Origin of the sequence: Stutzerimonas nitrititolerans (genome assembly GCF_003696285.1) — a bacterium.
In the GTDB taxonomy this organism is placed as follows: domain Bacteria; phylum Pseudomonadota; class Gammaproteobacteria; order Pseudomonadales; family Pseudomonadaceae; genus Stutzerimonas; species Stutzerimonas nitrititolerans.
Genome location: NZ_RFFL01000005.1, coordinates 177,157 through 194,500 on the forward strand (window position 1 = coordinate 177,157; position 17,344 = coordinate 194,500).

16 protein-coding genes are annotated in these 17,344 nt (G+C 63.1%); 5 read left to right on the plus strand and 11 right to left on the minus strand.

Annotated features, from left to right (window positions below; translation table 11 throughout):
• Positions 1–175: 175 nt before the first annotated feature.
• Positions 176–1,357 carry a benzoate/H(+) symporter BenE family transporter gene (locus EA795_RS08230; protein WP_122076513.1) on the plus strand — a complete coding sequence of 394 codons (1,182 nt, stop codon included), beginning with the start codon at positions 176–178 and terminating at the stop codon, positions 1,355–1,357.
• Positions 1,358–2,107: 750 nt separating this feature from the next.
• Here the strand turns inward: EA795_RS08230 and EA795_RS08235 are convergent.
• Positions 2,108–2,869, minus strand: coding sequence for an SDR family oxidoreductase (locus EA795_RS08235; protein WP_122076515.1), 762 nt, complete (start codon positions 2,867–2,869; stop codon positions 2,108–2,110).
• A gap of 210 nt (positions 2,870–3,079) precedes the next feature.
• Here EA795_RS08235 and EA795_RS08240 point away from each other — a divergent pair, with 210 nt between their 5' ends.
• Positions 3,080–4,081 carry an NADP-dependent oxidoreductase gene (locus EA795_RS08240; RefSeq protein WP_122076517.1) on the plus strand — a complete coding sequence of 334 codons (1,002 nt, stop codon included), beginning with the start codon at positions 3,080–3,082 and terminating at the stop codon, positions 4,079–4,081.
• Between the two features lie 114 nt (positions 4,082–4,195).
• On the opposite strand, the gene pyrF is transcribed toward EA795_RS08240, so the two are convergent.
• A complete protein-coding gene (gene pyrF, locus EA795_RS08245) occupies positions 4,196–4,906 on the minus strand; it encodes an orotidine-5'-phosphate decarboxylase (RefSeq protein WP_122076519.1) in 711 nt (236 codons plus the stop codon).
• A 178-nt stretch (positions 4,907–5,084) separates the two neighbouring features.
• On the opposite strand from pyrF, the gene EA795_RS08250 reads away from it, so the two are divergent.
• Together EA795_RS08250 and EA795_RS08255 are read left to right on the plus strand one after the other, a co-directional pair.
• Positions 5,085–5,252: a DUF2897 family protein gene (locus EA795_RS08250; protein ID WP_014852041.1), complete on the plus strand. Its 168-nt coding sequence runs from the start codon at positions 5,085–5,087 to the stop codon at positions 5,250–5,252.
• A 135-nt stretch (positions 5,253–5,387) separates the two neighbouring features.
• Positions 5,388–7,370, plus strand: a complete 1,983-nt coding sequence (locus tag EA795_RS08255) for a sensor domain-containing diguanylate cyclase (protein WP_122076521.1) — start codon at positions 5,388–5,390, stop codon at positions 7,368–7,370.
• 12 nt (positions 7,371–7,382) lie between these two features.
• Here the strand turns inward: EA795_RS08255 and EA795_RS08260 are convergent, their stop codons facing one another.
• The 7 genes from EA795_RS08260 to EA795_RS08290 all read right to left on the minus strand — a co-directional run bounded on the left by EA795_RS08260 (position 7,383) and on the right by EA795_RS08290 (position 14,048).
• The gene (locus EA795_RS08260; RefSeq protein ID WP_122076533.1) at positions 7,383–8,822 is read right to left on the minus strand and encodes an aminotransferase-like domain-containing protein; all 1,440 of its coding nucleotides are present in this window, start codon (positions 8,820–8,822) and stop codon (positions 7,383–7,385) included.
• A 103-nt stretch (positions 8,823–8,925) separates the two neighbouring features.
• On the minus strand, positions 8,926–9,729 hold the full coding sequence (locus EA795_RS08265; RefSeq protein WP_122076536.1) for an OmpA family protein: 804 nt from the start codon (positions 9,727–9,729) through the stop codon (positions 8,926–8,928).
• Positions 9,726–10,076, minus strand: coding sequence for a DUF4398 domain-containing protein (locus EA795_RS08270; RefSeq protein ID WP_043942532.1), 351 nt, complete (start codon positions 10,074–10,076; stop codon positions 9,726–9,728). The genes EA795_RS08265 and EA795_RS08270 overlap by 4 nt, the downstream gene beginning before the upstream one ends.
• A 12-nt stretch (positions 10,077–10,088) precedes the next feature.
• Positions 10,089–10,886, minus strand: a complete 798-nt coding sequence (locus EA795_RS08275; RefSeq protein WP_122076539.1) for a substrate-binding periplasmic protein — start codon at positions 10,884–10,886, stop codon at positions 10,089–10,091.
• A gap of 344 nt (positions 10,887–11,230) precedes the next feature.
• Entirely contained in the window at positions 11,231–12,256 is a 1,026-nt protein-coding gene (locus EA795_RS08280; protein ID WP_122076542.1) for an IS110 family RNA-guided transposase, read from the minus strand.
• A 112-nt stretch (positions 12,257–12,368) separates the two neighbouring features.
• Positions 12,369–13,298: an electron transfer flavoprotein subunit alpha/FixB family protein gene (locus EA795_RS08285; protein WP_122076546.1), complete on the minus strand. Its 930-nt coding sequence runs from the start codon at positions 13,296–13,298 to the stop codon at positions 12,369–12,371.
• Positions 13,299–14,048 carry an electron transfer flavoprotein subunit beta/FixA family protein gene (locus tag EA795_RS08290; protein WP_014852034.1) on the minus strand — a complete coding sequence of 250 codons (750 nt, stop codon included), beginning with the start codon at positions 14,046–14,048 and terminating at the stop codon, positions 13,299–13,301. It abuts the gene before it with no gap.
• A 327-nt stretch (positions 14,049–14,375) separates the two neighbouring features.
• Between EA795_RS08290 and EA795_RS08295 the strand changes: the two genes are divergently transcribed.
• Entirely contained in the window at positions 14,376–16,031 is a 1,656-nt protein-coding gene (locus EA795_RS08295; RefSeq protein WP_058076502.1) for an electron transfer flavoprotein-ubiquinone oxidoreductase, read from the plus strand.
• 64 nt (positions 16,032–16,095) lie between these two features.
• On the opposite strand, the gene EA795_RS08300 is transcribed toward EA795_RS08295, so the two are convergent.
• Positions 16,096–16,659 carry a DUF1285 domain-containing protein gene (locus tag EA795_RS08300; RefSeq protein ID WP_058073557.1) on the minus strand — a complete coding sequence of 188 codons (564 nt, stop codon included), beginning with the start codon at positions 16,657–16,659 and terminating at the stop codon, positions 16,096–16,098.
• Between the two features lie 9 nt (positions 16,660–16,668).
• Complete coding sequence (locus EA795_RS08305; RefSeq protein ID WP_014852031.1) at positions 16,669–17,271, minus strand: DUF4823 domain-containing protein; 603 nt, start codon at positions 17,269–17,271, stop codon at positions 16,669–16,671.
• Positions 17,272–17,344: the final 73 nt, after the last annotated feature.

Below are 17,344 nucleotides of genomic sequence, written 5' to 3' on the forward strand. Positions count from 1 at the left end.
AGGCCGCTGCTCGCCGTGCGTCGGCCTCGGTCCGGCGCTCGCCCGACTGTAATGTCGATCGGGACGCCGGCTGTATCGTGACGCACAGAGCCGGGCCGCTTAGGCTAAGACCCCTCGCACGTGCTCTGACTCCATACACCGGGGCCAGGGCCAGCCAAGAACAACAAGGACAACCATGACCATCCGCACGCTATCGCGCCCCCTTGCCGAGAGCTCGCCGTCGACGATTGTCGCCGGCTTCATTGCCATGCTGACCGGCTATACCAGCTCGTTGGTGCTGATGTTCCAGGCCGGCCAGGCAGCCGGCTTGAGCGGCGCGCAGATTTCATCCTGGATCTGGGCGCTGTCCATCGGCATGGCGATCTGCAGCATCGGGCTTTCCCTGCGCTACCGCACGCCGGTGGTGATCGCCTGGTCGACACCGGGGGCGGCCCTGCTGATCACCAGCCTGCCGGGCGTTCCCTACGGCGAAGCCATCGGCGCCTTCATCTTCGCTTCGGCGCTGATCGCCCTGTGCGGCCTGACCGGCAGCTTCGAGCGCCTGATGCGCCGCGTGCCGGCCTCGTTGGCCGCCGCCCTGCTGGCCGGCGTGCTGTTCAATATCGGTATCGAGATCTTCCGCGCGGTGGAAGTGCAGCCGGTGCTGGTGCTGGGCATGTTCTTCAGCTACCTGCTGGCCAAACGGCTGCTGCCTCGCTACGCAGTGCTCTGCGCGCTGCTGGTCGGCTGCCTGATCGCCGGCCTGTCGGGTCTGCTGGATTTCCAGCGTTTCAGCCTGCAGGTGGCGGCGCCGGTATGGACCACGCCGTCATTGTCCCTTGCCGCGATCTTCAGCATCGGCATTCCGCTGTTCGTCATCGCCATGGCCTCGCAGAACATGCCGGGGCTGGCCGTGCTGCGCGCCGAAGGCTACGACGCGCCCGCTTCACCGCTGATCTCGGTGACCGGCATCGCCTCGGTGCTGCTGGCGCCCTTCGGCTCCCACGGTATCCACCTGGCGGCCATCACCATGGCCATCTGCGCCGGCCCCGAGGCTCACCCGGACCGCTCCAAACGTTACACCGCTGCTGTCTGGTGCGGGGTGTTCTACGGCATCGCCGGGATCTTCGGCGCGACCCTGGCGGCGCTGTTCGCCGCCTTTCCAGCGGCGCTGGTGCTGTCCATCGCAGCGCTGGCATTGCTCGGCTCGATCGGCTCGGGGCTGACACAGGCCATGCAGACGCCCCATGAGCGCGAGGCGGCGCTGATCACATTCATGGTGACGGCGTCGGGGTTGACGCTGTTTGGGATTGGGGCGGCGTTGTGGGGGTTGATTGCGGGGGTGGTGACGTTGGTGATCTTGGGGAGACGGGATTGAGAATTTCTCTAGCTGGAGCTGGGGTGTCGTTCTGAATCGCTGTGCCGGGATGATTTCCGAGTAGGTTGATAGTTCTGGTTTCGGCCACCCGGCCGACCTACTTTTTCCAGTCGCGGAAAAAGTAGGCAAAAACGCTTGCCCCTACATACGGCCCTGCGCTTCGCGCAGGGTTCGTTCACTCCATCACTGCTCCAGGGGTCGGCTTACAAGGGCCTTCCATGGCCCTTTAAGCGGGGACGCCTAGTCCTTTCGCGGCATCCTTGCCGCTCAACCCCTTACACAGCGACTCCGTTCACCCTCCTGAAAAGGGCGTTTGCTGTCGTCTGTTAGTTCGCGCAAGAAAAAAGCAAAGCCAACCAAGCAAACACTAGCGACCTTTCAGGCGACTCGGACTCCGTTCCCCGTCAGTAGGCTGAGTGGAGGTGTTGCGCAGGGGGCCGCGAGGCATGGACGCCGGACGAGGAACGAAGGGCGGGGCCGCCTAGGCAGGGACGCCCCTTCGTGACGGCCCCCGGAGCGGCACCGGAAGGAGGGAAGTCTGGCCGCAGGCCAGACCCGGATGTCGGGGTGGCCTTCTCTTTGGTTACTTTCTCTTGGCCAAACAAGAGCAACGAAGCGAAGCGGAGTAACAGCCGCAGGCTGGCCCGAAGGGCGAGCGTAGCGAGTCATGTGACTCGGCCGGGGGGCCGAAAAAAGAAGCGTCAGAAAACGCGGTAATCGCCTTAACCACCGGCACTTAAAAACCAAAACCTAAATCGCTGTAGCCCCACCATCCACCGTCAACGCATGCCCAGTGGTGAAAGCCGCCCCGTCACAGCACAAATACATCACCGCAGCCGCCACCTCCTCGACCTTCCCCACCCGCCCCACTGGGTGCATGGCGGCCGCAAACTCCGCCTTGCGCGGGTCCGCCTCGTAGGCGCGACGAAACATATCGGTATCGATCACCGCCGGACACACCGCATTCACACGAATGCCCTTCTTGGCATACTCGATCGCCGCCGACTTGGTCAGCCCGATCACCGCATGCTTGGAGGCCGCATAGATACTCATCTTCGGCGCCGCGCCCAGTCCCGCCACCGACGCCGTATTGACGATCGCCCCGCCACCCTGGGCGAGCATCACCGGCAACTGGTACTTCATGCACAACCAGACGCCCTTGACGTTGACGCTCATGATGGCGTCGAACTCCGCCTCGCTGCCTTCGGCCAACCGCCCCTGCTCGATTTCGATGCCGGCATTGTTGAAGGCGTAATCGAGCCGCCCGTAACAGCTCAGCACCCGCTCGATCATGCCGCGAACCTGCTCGTCACGTGTCACGTCGCAGCCGATGAACAGCGCCTCGCCACCGGCGGCGCGAATCTCCGCCACGCAGGCTTCGCCGCCGAGCTCATCGAGATCGGCAACCGCCACTTTCAACCCCTGGGCCGCAAACGCCAGCGCCGTGGCACGGCCGATGCCCGCCGCCGCGCCCGTTACCAGGGCCACTTGCCCAGAAAAAGACATGCTCATGCTGGAAATCCTGCTCGAATCGAAAAGACGCGGCACAAACGTGACCGCGAACGCAATACCGGTCATGGTTATACCGTCATCGCCCGCCTCGATTAAGCGCCATCCCGCGATATCACCCAGGCGGATGCCCCTGTATTTCGAACTTCCTTCCTTGCTTGCAGCAATGCCGTTGGCGGGCTAAACCAGACTTTTGCCCAATCGGAGGCGTCCATGAACATCAAGAACCGGCAATTCCTGCTGGCCCAGCGCCCGGTCGGCGCGCCAACACGTGAGACCTTCGACTTCACCGAGATCGAACTGGGTGAGCCCGGACCCAAGCAGATACTGGTGAAGAACGAGTACCTCTCCATCGACCCCGCCATGCGCGGCTGGATGAACGATGCCAAGTCCTACATTCCGCCGGTCGGGATAGGCGAAGTGATGCGCGCGCTGGGCGTCGGCCGGGTCGTCGCCTCGCAGCATCCGGATTTCAAGGAAGGCGATTACGTCAACGGTGCCCTGGGTGTTCAGGATTACTTCCTCGGCGAGCCGAGAGGCTTCTACAAGGTCGACCCCGACCAGGCGCCGCTGCCGCGCTACCTTTCGGCGCTGGGCATGACCGGCATGACGGCCTACTTCGCCCTGCTGGCCGTGGGCGAACCCAAGGCGGGCGAGACGGTGGTGATTTCCGGCGCAGCCGGGGCCGTCGGCAGCGTGGCCGGGCAGATCGCGAAGATAAAGGGCTGCCGCGTAGTGGGCATCGCCGGCGGTGCCGACAAATGCCGCTTTCTCACCGAAAAACTCGGCTTCGACGCCGCCATCGACTACAAGAACGAAGAGCTGGCAGCAGCCCTCAAGCGGGACTGTCCGAAAGGCGTCGACGTCTATTTCGACAACGTCGGCGGCGACATCCTCGATGCGGTGCTGAGCCGTATCAGCGTCGGTGCCCGAGTGGTGATCTGCGGCGCGATCAGCCAGTACAACAACAAGGACGCCATCAAGGGGCCGGCCAACTACCTGTCGCTGCTGGTCAACCGCGCACGCATGCAGGGCATGGTCGTCACCGACTACGTCGCCCGCTACCCCGAAGCCATGCAGGAAATGGCCGGATGGCTCCAGAGCGGTCAGCTGAAGAGCAAGGAGGACATCGTCGAGGGGCTGGAAACCTTCCCCGAGACGCTGATGAAGCTGTTCACCGGCGGAAACTTCGGCAAGCTGGTGTTGAAGGTCTGACCCGTTCCCCAGCTATTCTCGCGTTTCAGCCATAGCCTGTAGGGCTGAATTTATTCAGCCACGAAATGCGCAAAGCCGAATAAATTCGACTCTACAGTTCCTGCGGCATGAACGTTATGACCGGGAAACAGGCTCAAGCTCAGCCACCACGGCAGCCAGCGCCTGCGCCGGATCAGCCGCCTGGGCGATGGGGCGGCCGATGACCAGATAGTCGGAGCCTGCTGTCATCGCCTCGGCTGGCGTCAGGATGCGGCGCTGATCATCCGCCGTGCTACCAGCAGGCCGAATCCCCGGCGTGACCAGCGCGAGCTGCGGGTACGCCGACTTCAGCGCCGGGGCCTCCTGTGCCGAACAGACCAGACCATCGAGGCCGGCGGTCGCCGCCAGGCCGGCCAGGCGCAGTACCTGTTCCTGCGGCTGGACGTCCAGCCCGATGCCGGCCAGGTCGGCCTGCTCCATGCTGGTCAGTACCGTCACGCCGATCAGCAGCGGTTGCGGCCCGCTGCTCTTGTCGAGAATCTCCCGGCAGGCCGCCATCATCCGTGCACCACCGGAACAATGCACGTTGACCATCCAGACGCCCAGCTCCGCCGCGGCCTTGATCGCCATCGCCGTGGTATTGGGAATGTCGTGGAACTTGAGGTCGAGGAATACTTCGAAACCCTTGGCGCGCAAATCCTCGACCACCGCGGGGCCGCATCGGGTGAACAGTTCCTTGCCGACCTTGACCCGGCACAGCGCTGGATCGAGCTGCCCGGCCAGCACCAGCGCGGCATCACGGGAAGGAAAATCAAGCGCAACGATGATCGGGGTCTGGCAGGTCATGGCGGGGTCCTCGGCGAAATTCGGCGCGCATTGTCGCAGAAAATCCCCCGCTCCGACGACGGCTCAGCCACGCGGACAGCGCTGAAACCTCAGCAGCCCCTGGCCCCTCGATCACAGCTATGATTCAACCTACGGCCACGCCGCAGGCCGGCCATCACAAACCCTCAGGAGAATCCGCATGCCCTGGTACATCTGGCTGTTGCTGTTCGTGGTGCTTGGTTCGATCGTCGGCGGCCTGCTGCTGTTGCGTTCGTCGGCACGCAAGATTCCGCTGACCGAGGAGCAGAAACAGAGGATCGCCCAGCGCAATGCCGAAGCCGACGCGGAAGACGCACGAAATCGCTAGGCCGGCTTTGCGCACACACGTGTCTCCCAATACAGCGTGTCCAGCCATTCGTCTCGCAAAAAGCTGACCGACCAGTCAGTAGTGGCATTATGATGTCTCACCGGTGATCATTCTTCGATCCCGAAGGACGAATGAATGACCGCACCCTCCTCCAACCCTGGCGTGACGCGGAGCAAGGCCCAGGCCGTGTTCGCGCGTCGCATACTGCCGGCCATGATCGGCTTGCTGGCGTTCGCATTGCTGGCCGCCGCCACAGCGCTGGTGCAGATAGCGACCAGGCTCGACCGCGACGCCCTCGATCAGAGCCGCTTCCTTGCCGGCATGGCCCTGGATGCTCAGCAACGCTGGATACAGCGCGCCAACGTGGACAATGCCTTCTGGGGCGACGCCTACGCGAACCTGCACCGCCAGACGAACCTGGACTGGGCCTATCACCAGGAGAATCTCGGCCCCACGCTCTACCGTGACTTCGGCTATGAGGCCGTGCTGGTGATCGATGGCCAGGGTGAAACTCGCTATTCGGTGATTCGCGGTGAACTGCAGACGCTCGATGCCAAGCAATGGCTGGATGGCGGGCTGCAACAACTGCTCGAGCGGGCTCGTGAAGCGGTACGCAACGGCGAAGCAGCGGCCGGCCTGTTGCGAGCCGGAGGCACGCCTGCGATGGTGTCCGCCTCGGTGATGACCACCGCAGGCAGCGACGTGGAAGAAGTGCCCGGTCCGGCCTCGATCCTGCTGTTCGTCGATCTGCTCGACGCCAAGCGCTTGCTGGAGCTCGGCGCCGCTCACGCGGTCCCAGGACTACGGATCGCTTCGGACACCGAACCCGCGGCCGAGGCGCTGATCGAGCGGGCGCTGGCGGACGCCAGTCCGATACGCTTCACCTGGTCACCGGCCCACCCGGGCCGTCATCTGCTGTGGACCACACTGCCGATCCTCGCTGCCGTTGCCCTGGGTCTCGGACTGCTGGCCTGGCTGCTACTGCAGCAGGGATTGAAAACCGTGAAGATTCTGGACGCCAGCTATGCACGACTGTCATCCAGCCGCGCCGCGCTGGCCGCCAGCGAAAAGCGCTTTCGGGACGTAGCCGAGTCGGCCTCCGACTGGCTCTGGGAAATCGACCGGAACACCTGCCTGACGTACCTTTCCAGCCGCTTCGAAGAAATCACCGGGCACTCCCGGAGCAACTGGCTGGGCAGACCGATGGCCGAACTGCTGAATGCCGACGAAACGACATTGCGAGACTGGCTGGCCGCGCCGGATGCCCCCCTGCGCTGCAGCTACCACGCCGCTGATGGCGGCCAGCGGCATTATCGCCTGTCGGCGCGTGCGATCCTGCTCGACGGCGCGAACCTCGGTTTCCGGGGCACCGCCGCCGACATCACCGAAGAGACCCGCGCGCAGGCTCACATCCACTATCTTTCCCAACATGACCCATTGACCGGCCTGCCGAACCGCAGCCGCCTGCAGGAACACCTGACGGCCAAGCTGCACGCGCTGAACGGCGCCAATGCGAAGCTCACGCTGCTGTACATCGATCTCGATCGCTTCAAGCCCGTGAACGATACGATGGGCCACGCCGCTGGCGACGAGGTACTGGTGCGCGTGGCCGAACGACTCCGGCAATGCATTCGCGCCGACGATCTGGTTGCGCGCATCGGCGGCGACGAGTTCGTCATGGTGATCAGCCGCCTGCGCGATCAGGACGACATCAGACAGCTGTGTACCCGGCTGCTCGAGAGTCTCGCGAAACCCTTCGGTTATGGGCAGCAACAGGTGTTCATCGGAGCGAGCATCGGGGTCGCCATCGCCCCCCAGGATTCATCCCAGGCATCCGAGTTGCTGCGCTGCGCGGACGTCGCCCTCTATCAGGCGAAGAACAGCGGGCGCGGCAACTGGTGCCTGTATGACCGCGAGATGGGTGAACACCTGCACCAGCGAAGCAGCCCCGAAACCGAACCGCAGGATGCAAACGAAACCGGGCAGTTCGTGCTGCATTACCAGCCGCGCCAACGCAACGGCGATTCACCCGTCAGTGCCGAGGCCCTGTTGCCCTGGCAGCATCGGCCCATGTCCGCCGAGGCGATGCGCACCCTGCTTGGCGAACAGGATCGATAGCCAGACGCACCTTCAGTGCTCCGTGAGTGATCCTCGACAGAGCTCATCGGCCAGTTCGCCTAGCGTCTTCAACGCCTGCTCCGTCTCGCGCGTCCAGGGCAACCCGCAGTTGAACCGGATGCAGTGATTGAACTGTTCGGTGTTGCTGAATATCAGCCCGGGCGCGATGCTGATGCCTCGTTTCAGCGCCAGCAGATGCAGCTCCTTGGTGTTGATCCGCACCGGCAGACTGATCCAGAGGATGAAGCCGCCATTCGGCCGGGTCATCTGCGTGCCTTCGGGGAAATAGCGCTGCACCGCCAGCTGGAAGGCGCTGAGGTTCTTCCGGTATTCATGGCGGATGTAGCGCAAATGGCGATCGTAGCCGCCGTTCTCCAGATAGGCCGCGACCGCCATCTGCGTCACGCTGCAGGCCGAATGGGTGCTGAAGGTCTGCAGCCGCTGAACTTCCTCGCGGTAACGTCCCGGCAGGATCCAGCCGATGCGCACACCGGGCGAAAGCGTCTTGGAGAAGCTGGAACAGTAGATGACCCTTCCCTGCAGATCGTTGGATTTGAGCGCCTTGATCGAGCCCACGTCGAACATCAGTTCGCCGTAGATATCGTCCTCGACGATATGGATGTCGAAATCCGTGGCCAGCTTCAGCAGTTGCTTCTGACGTGCGTCCGGCATGCTGCCGCCCAGCGGATTGCTCAGCCGCGCGGTCAGCACCAGCGCCTTGATCGGCCACTGGCTCGCGGCCAGTTGCAAGGCCTCGATGCTCAGGCCGGTATCGGGATCGCAGGGTATTTCGATGACCTTCAGCCCCAGCAGATCGGCCAGTTGCAGCAGGCCGTAGTAGCTGGGCGATTCGGCGGCGATCAGATCGCCCGGACGGGTCAGGATACGCAGGGACATCTGCAACGCATCGACGCAACCATGGGTGATGATGATCTCGTCGGGGCTGACCACCACGCCGGCATCACGCATGCGAATCGCTACCTGGCGGCGCAGCGGTTCGAAGCCGGGGCTGAACATGTAACTGAAGGCCCGCGGGCTCTGGAAGCGGGTGACCTTCGCCAGCTGCTGATGCAGCGCGCGTGCCGGCAGGTAATCCACGTGGGGCACCGCCGCGCCGAAAGGCACCAGCCCCTCGCGCCGGGATTCGCTGAGTACCTGGTTGATGATGCTGCTGCGGGTAACCTGCTTGGGACGTTCGACCTGGGCGATGTCCGGGGTGGTGGCCGTGAGCGCGGGAGTATGGTGAACGTAGAAGCCCGATTGCGGGCGCGCACGAATCATCCCCTGGTCTTCGAGATTGGCGTAGGCCTGCAGCACCGTCGCATGGCTGACGCCGAGCTGCACGCTCATCTTGCGCACCGAAGGCACGCGCTCGCCCGGCCGATAGACACCGCGCCGGATGTCGTCAGCCAGCTGCTGAGCGATACGCTGGTAAAGCAACAGATTGGTCATTTTGCCGATTCCCGCCAACTGAACCGAAACAGTAGTACAACACTACCGCCCCGGACCAATACAGTTGCGGATTATCTGGGCAAAACAGTCGGCTATGTGTTTTTCAGCGAATCGGCCCCAGCTCGCCCTGCTCATCGGACAGAACGATCTCCACCCGGCGATTCAATGCGCGGCCGCGCACGGACGCGTTCTCGGCCACCGGGAAGCGCTCGCCGTAACCCACCACCTCGATGCGCGCGGTGTCGATACCGAGGTCGGTCAGCGTGCGCGAAACGGAGCGAGCTCGCGCTCGGGAGAGCAGGAGATTCTCCGTAGCATCACCACTGTTGTCGCTGTAGCCCTCGACACGCACCTTGCGCTGCGGATTCAACTGCAGGAATGCCACCAGCTTGAGCAGCGTGCGGTTGGCGGAGGCCTCCAGCTCGGCACTTTCGGTCTTGAACAGCACGTCGCCCAGGGTCACCACCAAGCCCCGATCGGTCTCGGCCGCCGCCAGGCTGAGCATCTGGTCGTCCAGCCAGCGTCCCTGTTGCGCATCGAGCAACCGGGCTTCCTGCAACAGCTGCCGCAGCCGCTCACGCTCCAGACCCAACCGGCTGGCGCGCTCCTGGTTCAGTAACTGCTCGCTGTGATGACGGGCGATCTGGCTGTAGCGCTGGCTGAGGTAGGCATAGTGGATCGCATCCTCGGCGCCGCCCAGATAGTCCGCGAAGCGTTGCGCCCGCTCCAGCGCCTCCCCGGCGCGCACCACGTCCTTGGGCGCACTGCGCTGTACCTGGGGATCGTTCACGATGCCCTGATACTCCGCATGCGCCTGGTCCAGCGCCTGTTGCGGATCTTGCGCGGCACAACCCGCCAGCGCCACGCAGATTCCCAGCGAAACGATCGAGCCGAGCATGGATTTCATCGCAGCTCTCCCAGTTGCTGCCGCAGACGCTCGATCTGCCGATTGACCTCGGCGACCTCGGTCCGGCTCTTCTCGTCGAGCGTTCGTGCTTCGGCCAGACGCGCATCCAGCTCGGCCTGCTCGGCGAGCATGCGCGCCTGGCGATAGCGCTTGTGCTTCATCGCGACATGGGCGCCAGCCAGCTTCTGCTCGGCCAGAGCCAGCTCGCCAACCTGCTCTGTCACGCCGACAGCCCGTGCCTGAACCATCATCTGCTCGGTCAGCTTCAGTTGCTCGGTGGGCACAGGATCGTGAACACAGCCGCCAAGTGCGAATAGCACGCAGAGGCCGAAAAGGCTTCTTTTCACAGAAATCTACCGTTACGGGGTTTTGGCCGGCTTCGATTGCTGATCGCGCCAGCGGAGCAGGTTTTCACTGAGCAATTGCCGGGGAACGCCGGCCGCACGCAATTCTGTCATCTTTATCGCCAGTTGTCCGCGCAGCCATGGGTCGTTGCAGGCCGAGTCGTGCGCGACCGCCAGGTGCATCTCCCGGCTGGTCACCGGCGGTTCGAGGCGCTGCACCTCGTCGAGCAGCCCCTGCCCGCCCAGCCGGGCGACCGCACTGTAGCGCTCATGCAGTACGTAATCGGCCTCCTGCTTCAGCAGGCTGCGCGTCGCCTGGGCCAGATCCGGCGCCGAACGCAGTTGCAACCCCGCATCCGTGAACGAATCGCCTTTGACGACGAGGCCGCGCAGACCGGCCAGATCGTCTCGACCGGCATACAGGAATCCCGGTTCATGACGCACCCAGGCCACCGTCTGCAACGGCGCGACCGGTGGATGGACAAAATCCAGCACCGCAAGCTTTTCCACGTCCAGGGTCGCATCGAGCAACAGGTCGACTCGCCCGCTGCGAACTTCGTCGAGCGCCTTGCTCGGGCCGCCGGTGTAGAGCACCTCCAGCTTCAGCCCAAGCGAATCGGTAATGACTTTCAGCAGGTCGGCACTGGCTCCTATCAATCGCTTGGGGTTCTCGGGGTCGCGCCAGAGAAAGGGCGGATTGTCGGCTGCGCCGGTGGCGATCACCCGATCGCACTTGCCAACCGCGAACGCAGTCAGAGGCGCGGTCAGCAACAGCGCCAGGCAAGCGAACTTCAGCGGGTGAACGCGGCGCATGGGATGTCCCTTTGGTCTGTGAAGGTGCAGATACTAACAGGCCGTTGAAAAACTACCGCGCTGGCAAGACAAAAACTGCGCCCATGAAAATCTATGGTCACCCCCGTTTCTGCAACACCGATCAGCGATGAGTGGTTGGCTTGCCTAAATCTATCCGGCGTCCATATGGGGCATGCCCCGCGCCACGATGAGAGTCGCGCCTGGCGATCCTGAAAAACCCGGCGGCTTCTGAAGCCGATTTTATGGACAGGTTCTTCGCCAGGCCGGTGGGCCGTTCACGTCATCGGATGTTCAGCATCGCAAAACCTGAAAGGGTGTTTCGTGGTACAGCGGTAGACGCGGGGTCAGGCGGCGAGCGCGCTTGGCCCTGCTTCAAATTCTGAGTGATTAGCCGCGATGGCCCAGGCGATCCGGGCGAACTTGTTGGCCAAAGCGCACACGACTACATTCGAGTGGCGCCGCTCACGCAGCGAGCGAACCCAGTCGGCCAGAGCCCCTTGCTGGAACGCCAGGCGCTGCAGGTAAACCCTGGCGCACTGCACCAGCAACCGGCGCAGGTTCTTGTCGCCGCGTTTGCTGATCCCCAGCAGATTGGCCCGGCCGCCCGTGCTGTACTGGCGTGGCACCAGCCCCACCGATGCCGCGAAATCACGACTGCCGCCATATTGTTTGCCATCGCCCATCTCGGCACACAACAGGCTGGCCGTGATCGGCCCCACGCAGGGGATGCTCAGCAGGCGGCTACCCAGATCGTCAGCGGCAAGCTGGTTGTCCATTTCCTTGTCCAGGGCCCTGATCTGCTCGTCCAGATAGCAGAAGTGCTCGTGCAAGCGCTTCAGCAGTGTGGCCAGGCGAGGTGGCAGCTCGTGCTCGCCCAGCGTGCATGGCAGCCGCCTGACCAGCGACAGCCCCTTGGGAAGGCTGATGCCAAACTCCAGCAGGAAACCATGGGCCTGATTGGCCGTCTTCGTCCGGTCACGCACCAGGGACTCGCGCATCCGGTGCAATACCGACAACGTCTGCTGGGCTTCGGTCTTCGGTGTCACGAAGCGCATGGTGGGCCGGGAAGCGGCTTCACAGATCGCCTCGGCATCGATGAAGTCGTTCTTGTTGCCCTTGACGAAGGGCCGCACGAACTGAAGCGAGATCAGCTTCACCTCATGCCCGAACGCCATCAGTTGCCGGGCCAGGAAGTGCGATCCCGCACAAGCCTCCATCACTACCGTGCAACTCGGCAGGTTGCCTAGCAATCGCATCATCTGCTGGCGTGTCGTCTTCTTGCGAAAGACTTCTCGTCCGGCCTTGTCCTGCCCATGCAGGTGGAAACTGTGCTTGCCGAGGTCGATGCCGACCAGCGTTGCAGTGCTCATGATGATGGCCTCCGAAAATAAAACACCCTGTCAAAGCCTAGCCCTGACAGGGTGTGGGGGTGACCATCTCATTAACCCGCTACGCGAGCGGGTTTTTCGTCGAGCGAGTCGATCAGACGAGCTTTTCGAGCTCCGGCACGATCTCGAACAGATCGCCTACCAGGCCGTAGTCGGCCACCTGGAAGATCGGCGCTTCTTCGTCCTTGTTGATCGCAACGATCACCTTGGAGTCCTTCATGCCCGCCAGGTGCTGGATGGCACCGGAGATGCCGACCGCGATGTACAGCTGCGGTGCGACGATCTTGCCGGTCTGGCCGACCTGCATGTCGTTGGGCACGAAGCCGGCATCGACGGCTGCGCGCGAAGCGCCCACCGCGGCGCCGAGCTTGTCGGCCAGCGAGTACAGATGCTTGAAGTTGTCACCGTTGCCCATGCCGCGACCGCCGGAAACGACGATCTTGGCAGCGGTCAGCTCGGGACGGTCGGACTTGGCCAGCTCTTCGCTCACGAACGAGGAAATACCCGCATCACCGGTGCCGGAAACCTGCTCGATGGCAGCGGAGCCGCCTTCGGCGTTGACCGGATCGAAACCGGTGGCACGCACGGTAATGACCTTGATGGCAGCCGAGGACTGTACGGTGGCAATGGCGTTGCCGGCGTAGATCGGGCGCTTGAAGGTATCGGGGCTCTCGACCGCGATGATCTCGGAGATCTGGTCGACGTCCAGTTGTGCGGCCACGCGAGGCAGGAAGTTCTTGCCGTTGGTGGTGGCGGCAGCCAGGACGTGGCTGTAATTGGATGCCAGACCAGCGATCAGCGGTGCTACGTTTTCCGGCAGCTGGTTGGCGTAGGCCGCATCGTCGGCGACCAGCACCTTGGATACGCCCTCGATCTTGGCAGCCGCTTCGCCGATGGCGCCGCAGCCACTGCCGGCTACCAGTACATGGATGTCGCCACCGATGGCTTTGGCCGCGGCGACGGTATTCAGGGTCGCTGCCGCGAGGACGGCGTTGTTGTGTTCAGCGATAACCAGGATAGTCATTTAGATTACCTTCGCCTCGTTCTTCAGTTTCTCGACCAGTTCAGCCACGGACTTGACCTTGATACCGGCACCGCGCGCAGCCGGCGCCTCGACCTTCAGGGTCTTCACGGTGGAAGCGGTGGCGACGCCCAGTGCGTCCGGGGTCAGGGTTTCCAGCGGCTTCTTCTTGGCCTTCATGATGTTCGGCAGCGAGGCGTAACGCGGCTCGTTCAGGCGCAGGTCGGTGGTGACGATCGCCGGCAGGTTCAGCGCGACGGTCTGCAGGCCGCCGTCGATTTCACGGGTGACGTTGACCTTGTCGCCGGCGACTTCCACCTGGGAGGCGAAGGTGCCCTGGGCGAAGCCGGTCAGCGCGCCGAGCATCTGCCCGGTCTGGTTGTTGTCGCTGTCAATGGCCTGCTTGCCGAGGATGACCAGTTGCGGCTGCTCCTTGTCGACCACGGCCTTGAGCAGCTTGGCCACGGCCAGGGAATTCAGCTCTTCGGTGGACTCGACCAGGATGGCACGATCTGCACCCAGCGCCAGCGCGGTGCGCAATTGCTCCTGGGCGGCGGTCGGGCCGATGGTGACCACGACGATCTCGCTCGCAACGCCCTTTTCCTTCAGGCGTACGGCTTCTTCAACGGCGATTTCGCAGAAGGGGTTCATCGACATCTTGACGTTGGCGAGGTCGACGCCGGAGTTGTCCGCCTTGACGCGGACCTTGACGTTGTAATCGACCACTCGTTTGACAGCTACGAGAATCTTCATGGATTCCTCTTACTCTCCGGTGATGGGATTTCGCCGAGGCGAACCGAGCTCGATTCGTAACCCTGGCTGCACATATCAGCCGCCGGGCCTGTTCGGCGAGCGCAAAACTGCCCGTATCTTGAACGCAGGGCATCCGGTGGGTCAACAACACATATGGCCCGCCATAAGCCACGGCTGGCCGATTCTAGCAGGCTCGGAGAAATTCAAACAAACGTTTGTATTGGACCCGTTCAGAGGGCTATATATAATGCCTGCCCGGCTGGGTCAGGGAATCGATCGCAGCCCTCCACGTCCACAGAATAATCAAGCCTGAGTAGGAGAAAGCCAATGGAACGCGAATACATGGAATTCGACGTAGTAATCGTCGGTGCCGGCCCCGCGGGCCTGTCCGCTGCCTGCCGGCTGAAACAGAAGGCCGCCGACGCCGGCCAGGAAATCAGCGTCTGCGTCGTCGAGAAAGGCTCCGAAGTCGGCGCACACATTCTATCCGGCGCGGTGTTCGAGCCGCGCGCGCTCAATGAACTGTTCCCCAACTGGAAGGAACTCGAAGCGCCGCTGAACACGGCGGTCAAGCGCGACGACATCTACCTGCTCAAGAACGCCGAATCGGCCAGCAAGCTGCCCAATGCATTCGTTCCCAAGACCATGCACAACGAGGGCAACTACATCATTTCCCTGGGCAACCTGTGTCGCTGGCTGGCGCAGCAGGCAGAGAACCTGGGCGTGGAAATCTACCCGGGCTTCGCCGCCCAGGAAGCACTCATCGATGAAGAAGGCGTGGTCAAGGGCATCCTGACCGGCGATCTCGGCGTCGATCGCGAAGGCAATCCCAAGGAAGGCATGTACACGCCGGGCATGGAATTGCGCGCCAAGTACACCCTGTTCGCCGAAGGTTGCCGCGGGCACATCGGCAAGCAGCTGATCAGCCGCTTCCAGCTCAATGCCAACGTCGACCCGCAACACTACGGCATCGGGATCAAGGAACTCTGGGACATCGATCCGGCCAAGCACGAGCAGGGCCTGGTGGTACACACCGCCGGCTGGCCGCTGGACGACGAGAACACCGGTGGTTCCTTCCTCTATCACCTGGAGAACAACCAGGTCGTGGTCGGGCTGATCGTCGACCTGTCCTACAGCAACCCGCACCTGTCGCCGTTCGACGAATTCCAGCGCTACAAGCACCATCCGGTGATCAAGCAGTACCTCGAAGGCGGCAAGCGTGTCTCCTACGGTGCCCGCGCCATCGCCAAGGGCGGCCTGAATTCGCTGCCGAAGATGGTATTCAAGGGCGGCGCACTGATCGGCTGCGATGCCGGCACCCTGAACTTCGCCAAGATCAAGGGCAGCCATACGGCCATGAAGTCCGGCATGCTGGCGGCCGAAGCCGTGGCCGATGCGCTGCTGGCCGGCCGTGAGGGCGGCGACGAGCTGACCGCCTACGAAGAAGGCTTCAAGAACAGCTGGCTGTACGACGAGCTGTACAAGAGCCGCAACTTCGGCGCGGCGATCCACAAGTGGGGCGCGGTCAAGGGCGGTGCGTTCAACTTCATCGACCAGAACATCTTCGGCGGCAAGATCCCCTTCACGCTGCACGACACCAAGCCGGATCATGCCTGCCTGAAGCTGGCCGACGAGGCGAAGAAGATCGACTATCCCAAGCCCGACGGCAAGCTCAGCTTCGACAAGCTGAGCTCGGTGTTCCTCTCCAATACCAACCATGAAGAAGAACAACCGGTTCACCTCAAGCTGACCGATCCGAGCATCCCGATCGAGAAGAACCTGCCGATGTACGACGAACCGGCCCAGCGCTACTGCCCTGCGGGCGTCTACGAAGTGGTGGCCAACGACGACGGCAGCAAGCGCTTCCAGATCAACGCGCAGAACTGCGTGCACTGCAAGACCTGCGATATCAAGGACCCGGCCCAGAACATCACCTGGGTGGCGCCGGAAGGTGCTGGTGGCCCGAACTATCCCAACATGTAAAACAGAAAAGGCTCCCTCGGGAGCCTTTCTCGTATCTGCAAGCCAGAAGCCGCTTCACGGACCACTACTGACGGCCGATCGGAAAACACTTCCCGCCACTCCAGACGCCGAGCCATTCCTGCCCGTCGACGTCGCAAGGCACCGCCAGGTCCACCAGTTGATAGAACACATTGCGATGGATCAGCGCCTCGAGGTTGGCGCGCACGTGGACGTAGGGTGCGGGTTCCTGGGTCCGCGGGTCGATCTCGAAACGCAGCGGATGCTCCGGCCCGGCTTCCACTTCATCTTCGACATGGGTAAAAAAGCGCAGCACCTGGGCCTCGCCTTCACCCTCGATTTCAAGCCGCGTCGCCACGAAAGGTACGTCCTCGACCTGGATGCCGACCTTCTCCACCGGCGTCACCAGGAAATAATCATCGCCATCGCGGCGTATCACGCTGGAAAACAGGCGCACCATGGCCGGCCGGCCGATGGGCGTGCCCATGTAGTACCAGCGCCCATCACGGGCGATGCGCATGTCCAGGTCACCACAGAACGGCGGGTTCCACAGGTGCACCGGCGGCGGGCCTTTCTTCCTGTCCTGCGGTATCTGCCCCAGCAGATTCGCAGCCTTGTCTGGATCGGTCATCGGCATACCTCAACGAGCGGTACCAAGCAGGCGCCTGGCATAGTCACGCAGCGGCGGCCCCAGCAGCTCTTCGGGTTGATTGTCGTACAGGCCGAGCACCCCACCGCGGCTGCGGATGCGGGCCGTATCCACCAGATAGCGAGTGCCCGTCTCGATCAGCATCAGCTGGATCACGCTCGAATCCACACCGAGGCGATCCAGCGCGCGCTGGTCGTTCAGCTCATCGAAGCTGCCGATGCGGTCGTCCGCCGAAGCAAAACGGGTGTACAGCAAGTAATGGGCACCGGCAGACGCCGCTTGGTTCATTGCCTCTTCCAACCCCAGGGGTTCGGGTGCCCGGCGCACCAGAGGGAAATATTCGACGAAGCCCTTGAAGGCCTCCTCGGCGACCACGTTCGGCCGCGGGTAGGCGCCGCCCGGCGGCACGAAATGGCCCTGGCCGATATAGATGAAGGAATCGGGCTGCAACCGCCAGGAGGCCGAGCGCCGGGTCTCGCTGTGGTCCAGAATCCCCGCGTCGCGCAGGTGATGGCGCGTGCCTTCGGCCATGTCGCTGACCTTCATGCAGCCACCCAGCGCCAGCATGACCAGTACAACGCTCAACAATCGCATGTCGCAGCTCCTCGAGCGACGTCGGAATTCCGACGAGAGACTTGGGCAATGCAGCAACCGAGCCATTTCCAGC

Coding starts and splice junctions, on each gene's coding strand:
- EA795_RS08230 (WP_122076513.1), top strand. CDS start 176: ATGACCATCCGCACGCTATCGCGCCCCCTTGCCGAGAGCTCGCCGTCG.
- EA795_RS08235 (WP_122076515.1), bottom strand. CDS start 2,869: ATGAGCATGTCTTTTTCTGGGCAAGTGGCCCTGGTAACGGGCGCGGCG.
- EA795_RS08240 (WP_122076517.1), top strand. CDS start 3,080: ATGAACATCAAGAACCGGCAATTCCTGCTGGCCCAGCGCCCGGTCGGC.
- pyrF (WP_122076519.1), bottom strand. CDS start 4,906: ATGACCTGCCAGACCCCGATCATCGTTGCGCTTGATTTTCCTTCCCGT.
- EA795_RS08250 (WP_014852041.1), top strand. CDS start 5,085: ATGCCCTGGTACATCTGGCTGTTGCTGTTCGTGGTGCTTGGTTCGATC.
- EA795_RS08255 (WP_122076521.1), top strand. CDS start 5,388: ATGACCGCACCCTCCTCCAACCCTGGCGTGACGCGGAGCAAGGCCCAG.
- EA795_RS08260 (WP_122076533.1), bottom strand. CDS start 8,822: ATGACCAATCTGTTGCTTTACCAGCGTATCGCTCAGCAGCTGGCTGAC.
- EA795_RS08265 (WP_122076536.1), bottom strand. CDS start 9,729: ATGAAATCCATGCTCGGCTCGATCGTTTCGCTGGGAATCTGCGTGGCG.
- EA795_RS08275 (WP_122076539.1), bottom strand. CDS start 10,886: ATGCGCCGCGTTCACCCGCTGAAGTTCGCTTGCCTGGCGCTGTTGCTG.
- EA795_RS08280 (WP_122076542.1), bottom strand. CDS start 12,256: ATGAGCACTGCAACGCTGGTCGGCATCGACCTCGGCAAGCACAGTTTC.
- EA795_RS08285 (WP_122076546.1), bottom strand. CDS start 13,298: ATGACTATCCTGGTTATCGCTGAACACAACAACGCCGTCCTCGCGGCA.
- EA795_RS08290 (WP_014852034.1), bottom strand. CDS start 14,048: ATGAAGATTCTCGTAGCTGTCAAACGAGTGGTCGATTACAACGTCAAG.
- EA795_RS08295 (WP_058076502.1), top strand. CDS start 14,376: ATGGAACGCGAATACATGGAATTCGACGTAGTAATCGTCGGTGCCGGC.
- EA795_RS08300 (WP_058073557.1), bottom strand. CDS start 16,659: ATGACCGATCCAGACAAGGCTGCGAATCTGCTGGGGCAGATACCGCAG.
- EA795_RS08305 (WP_014852031.1), bottom strand. CDS start 17,271: ATGCGATTGTTGAGCGTTGTACTGGTCATGCTGGCGCTGGGTGGCTGC.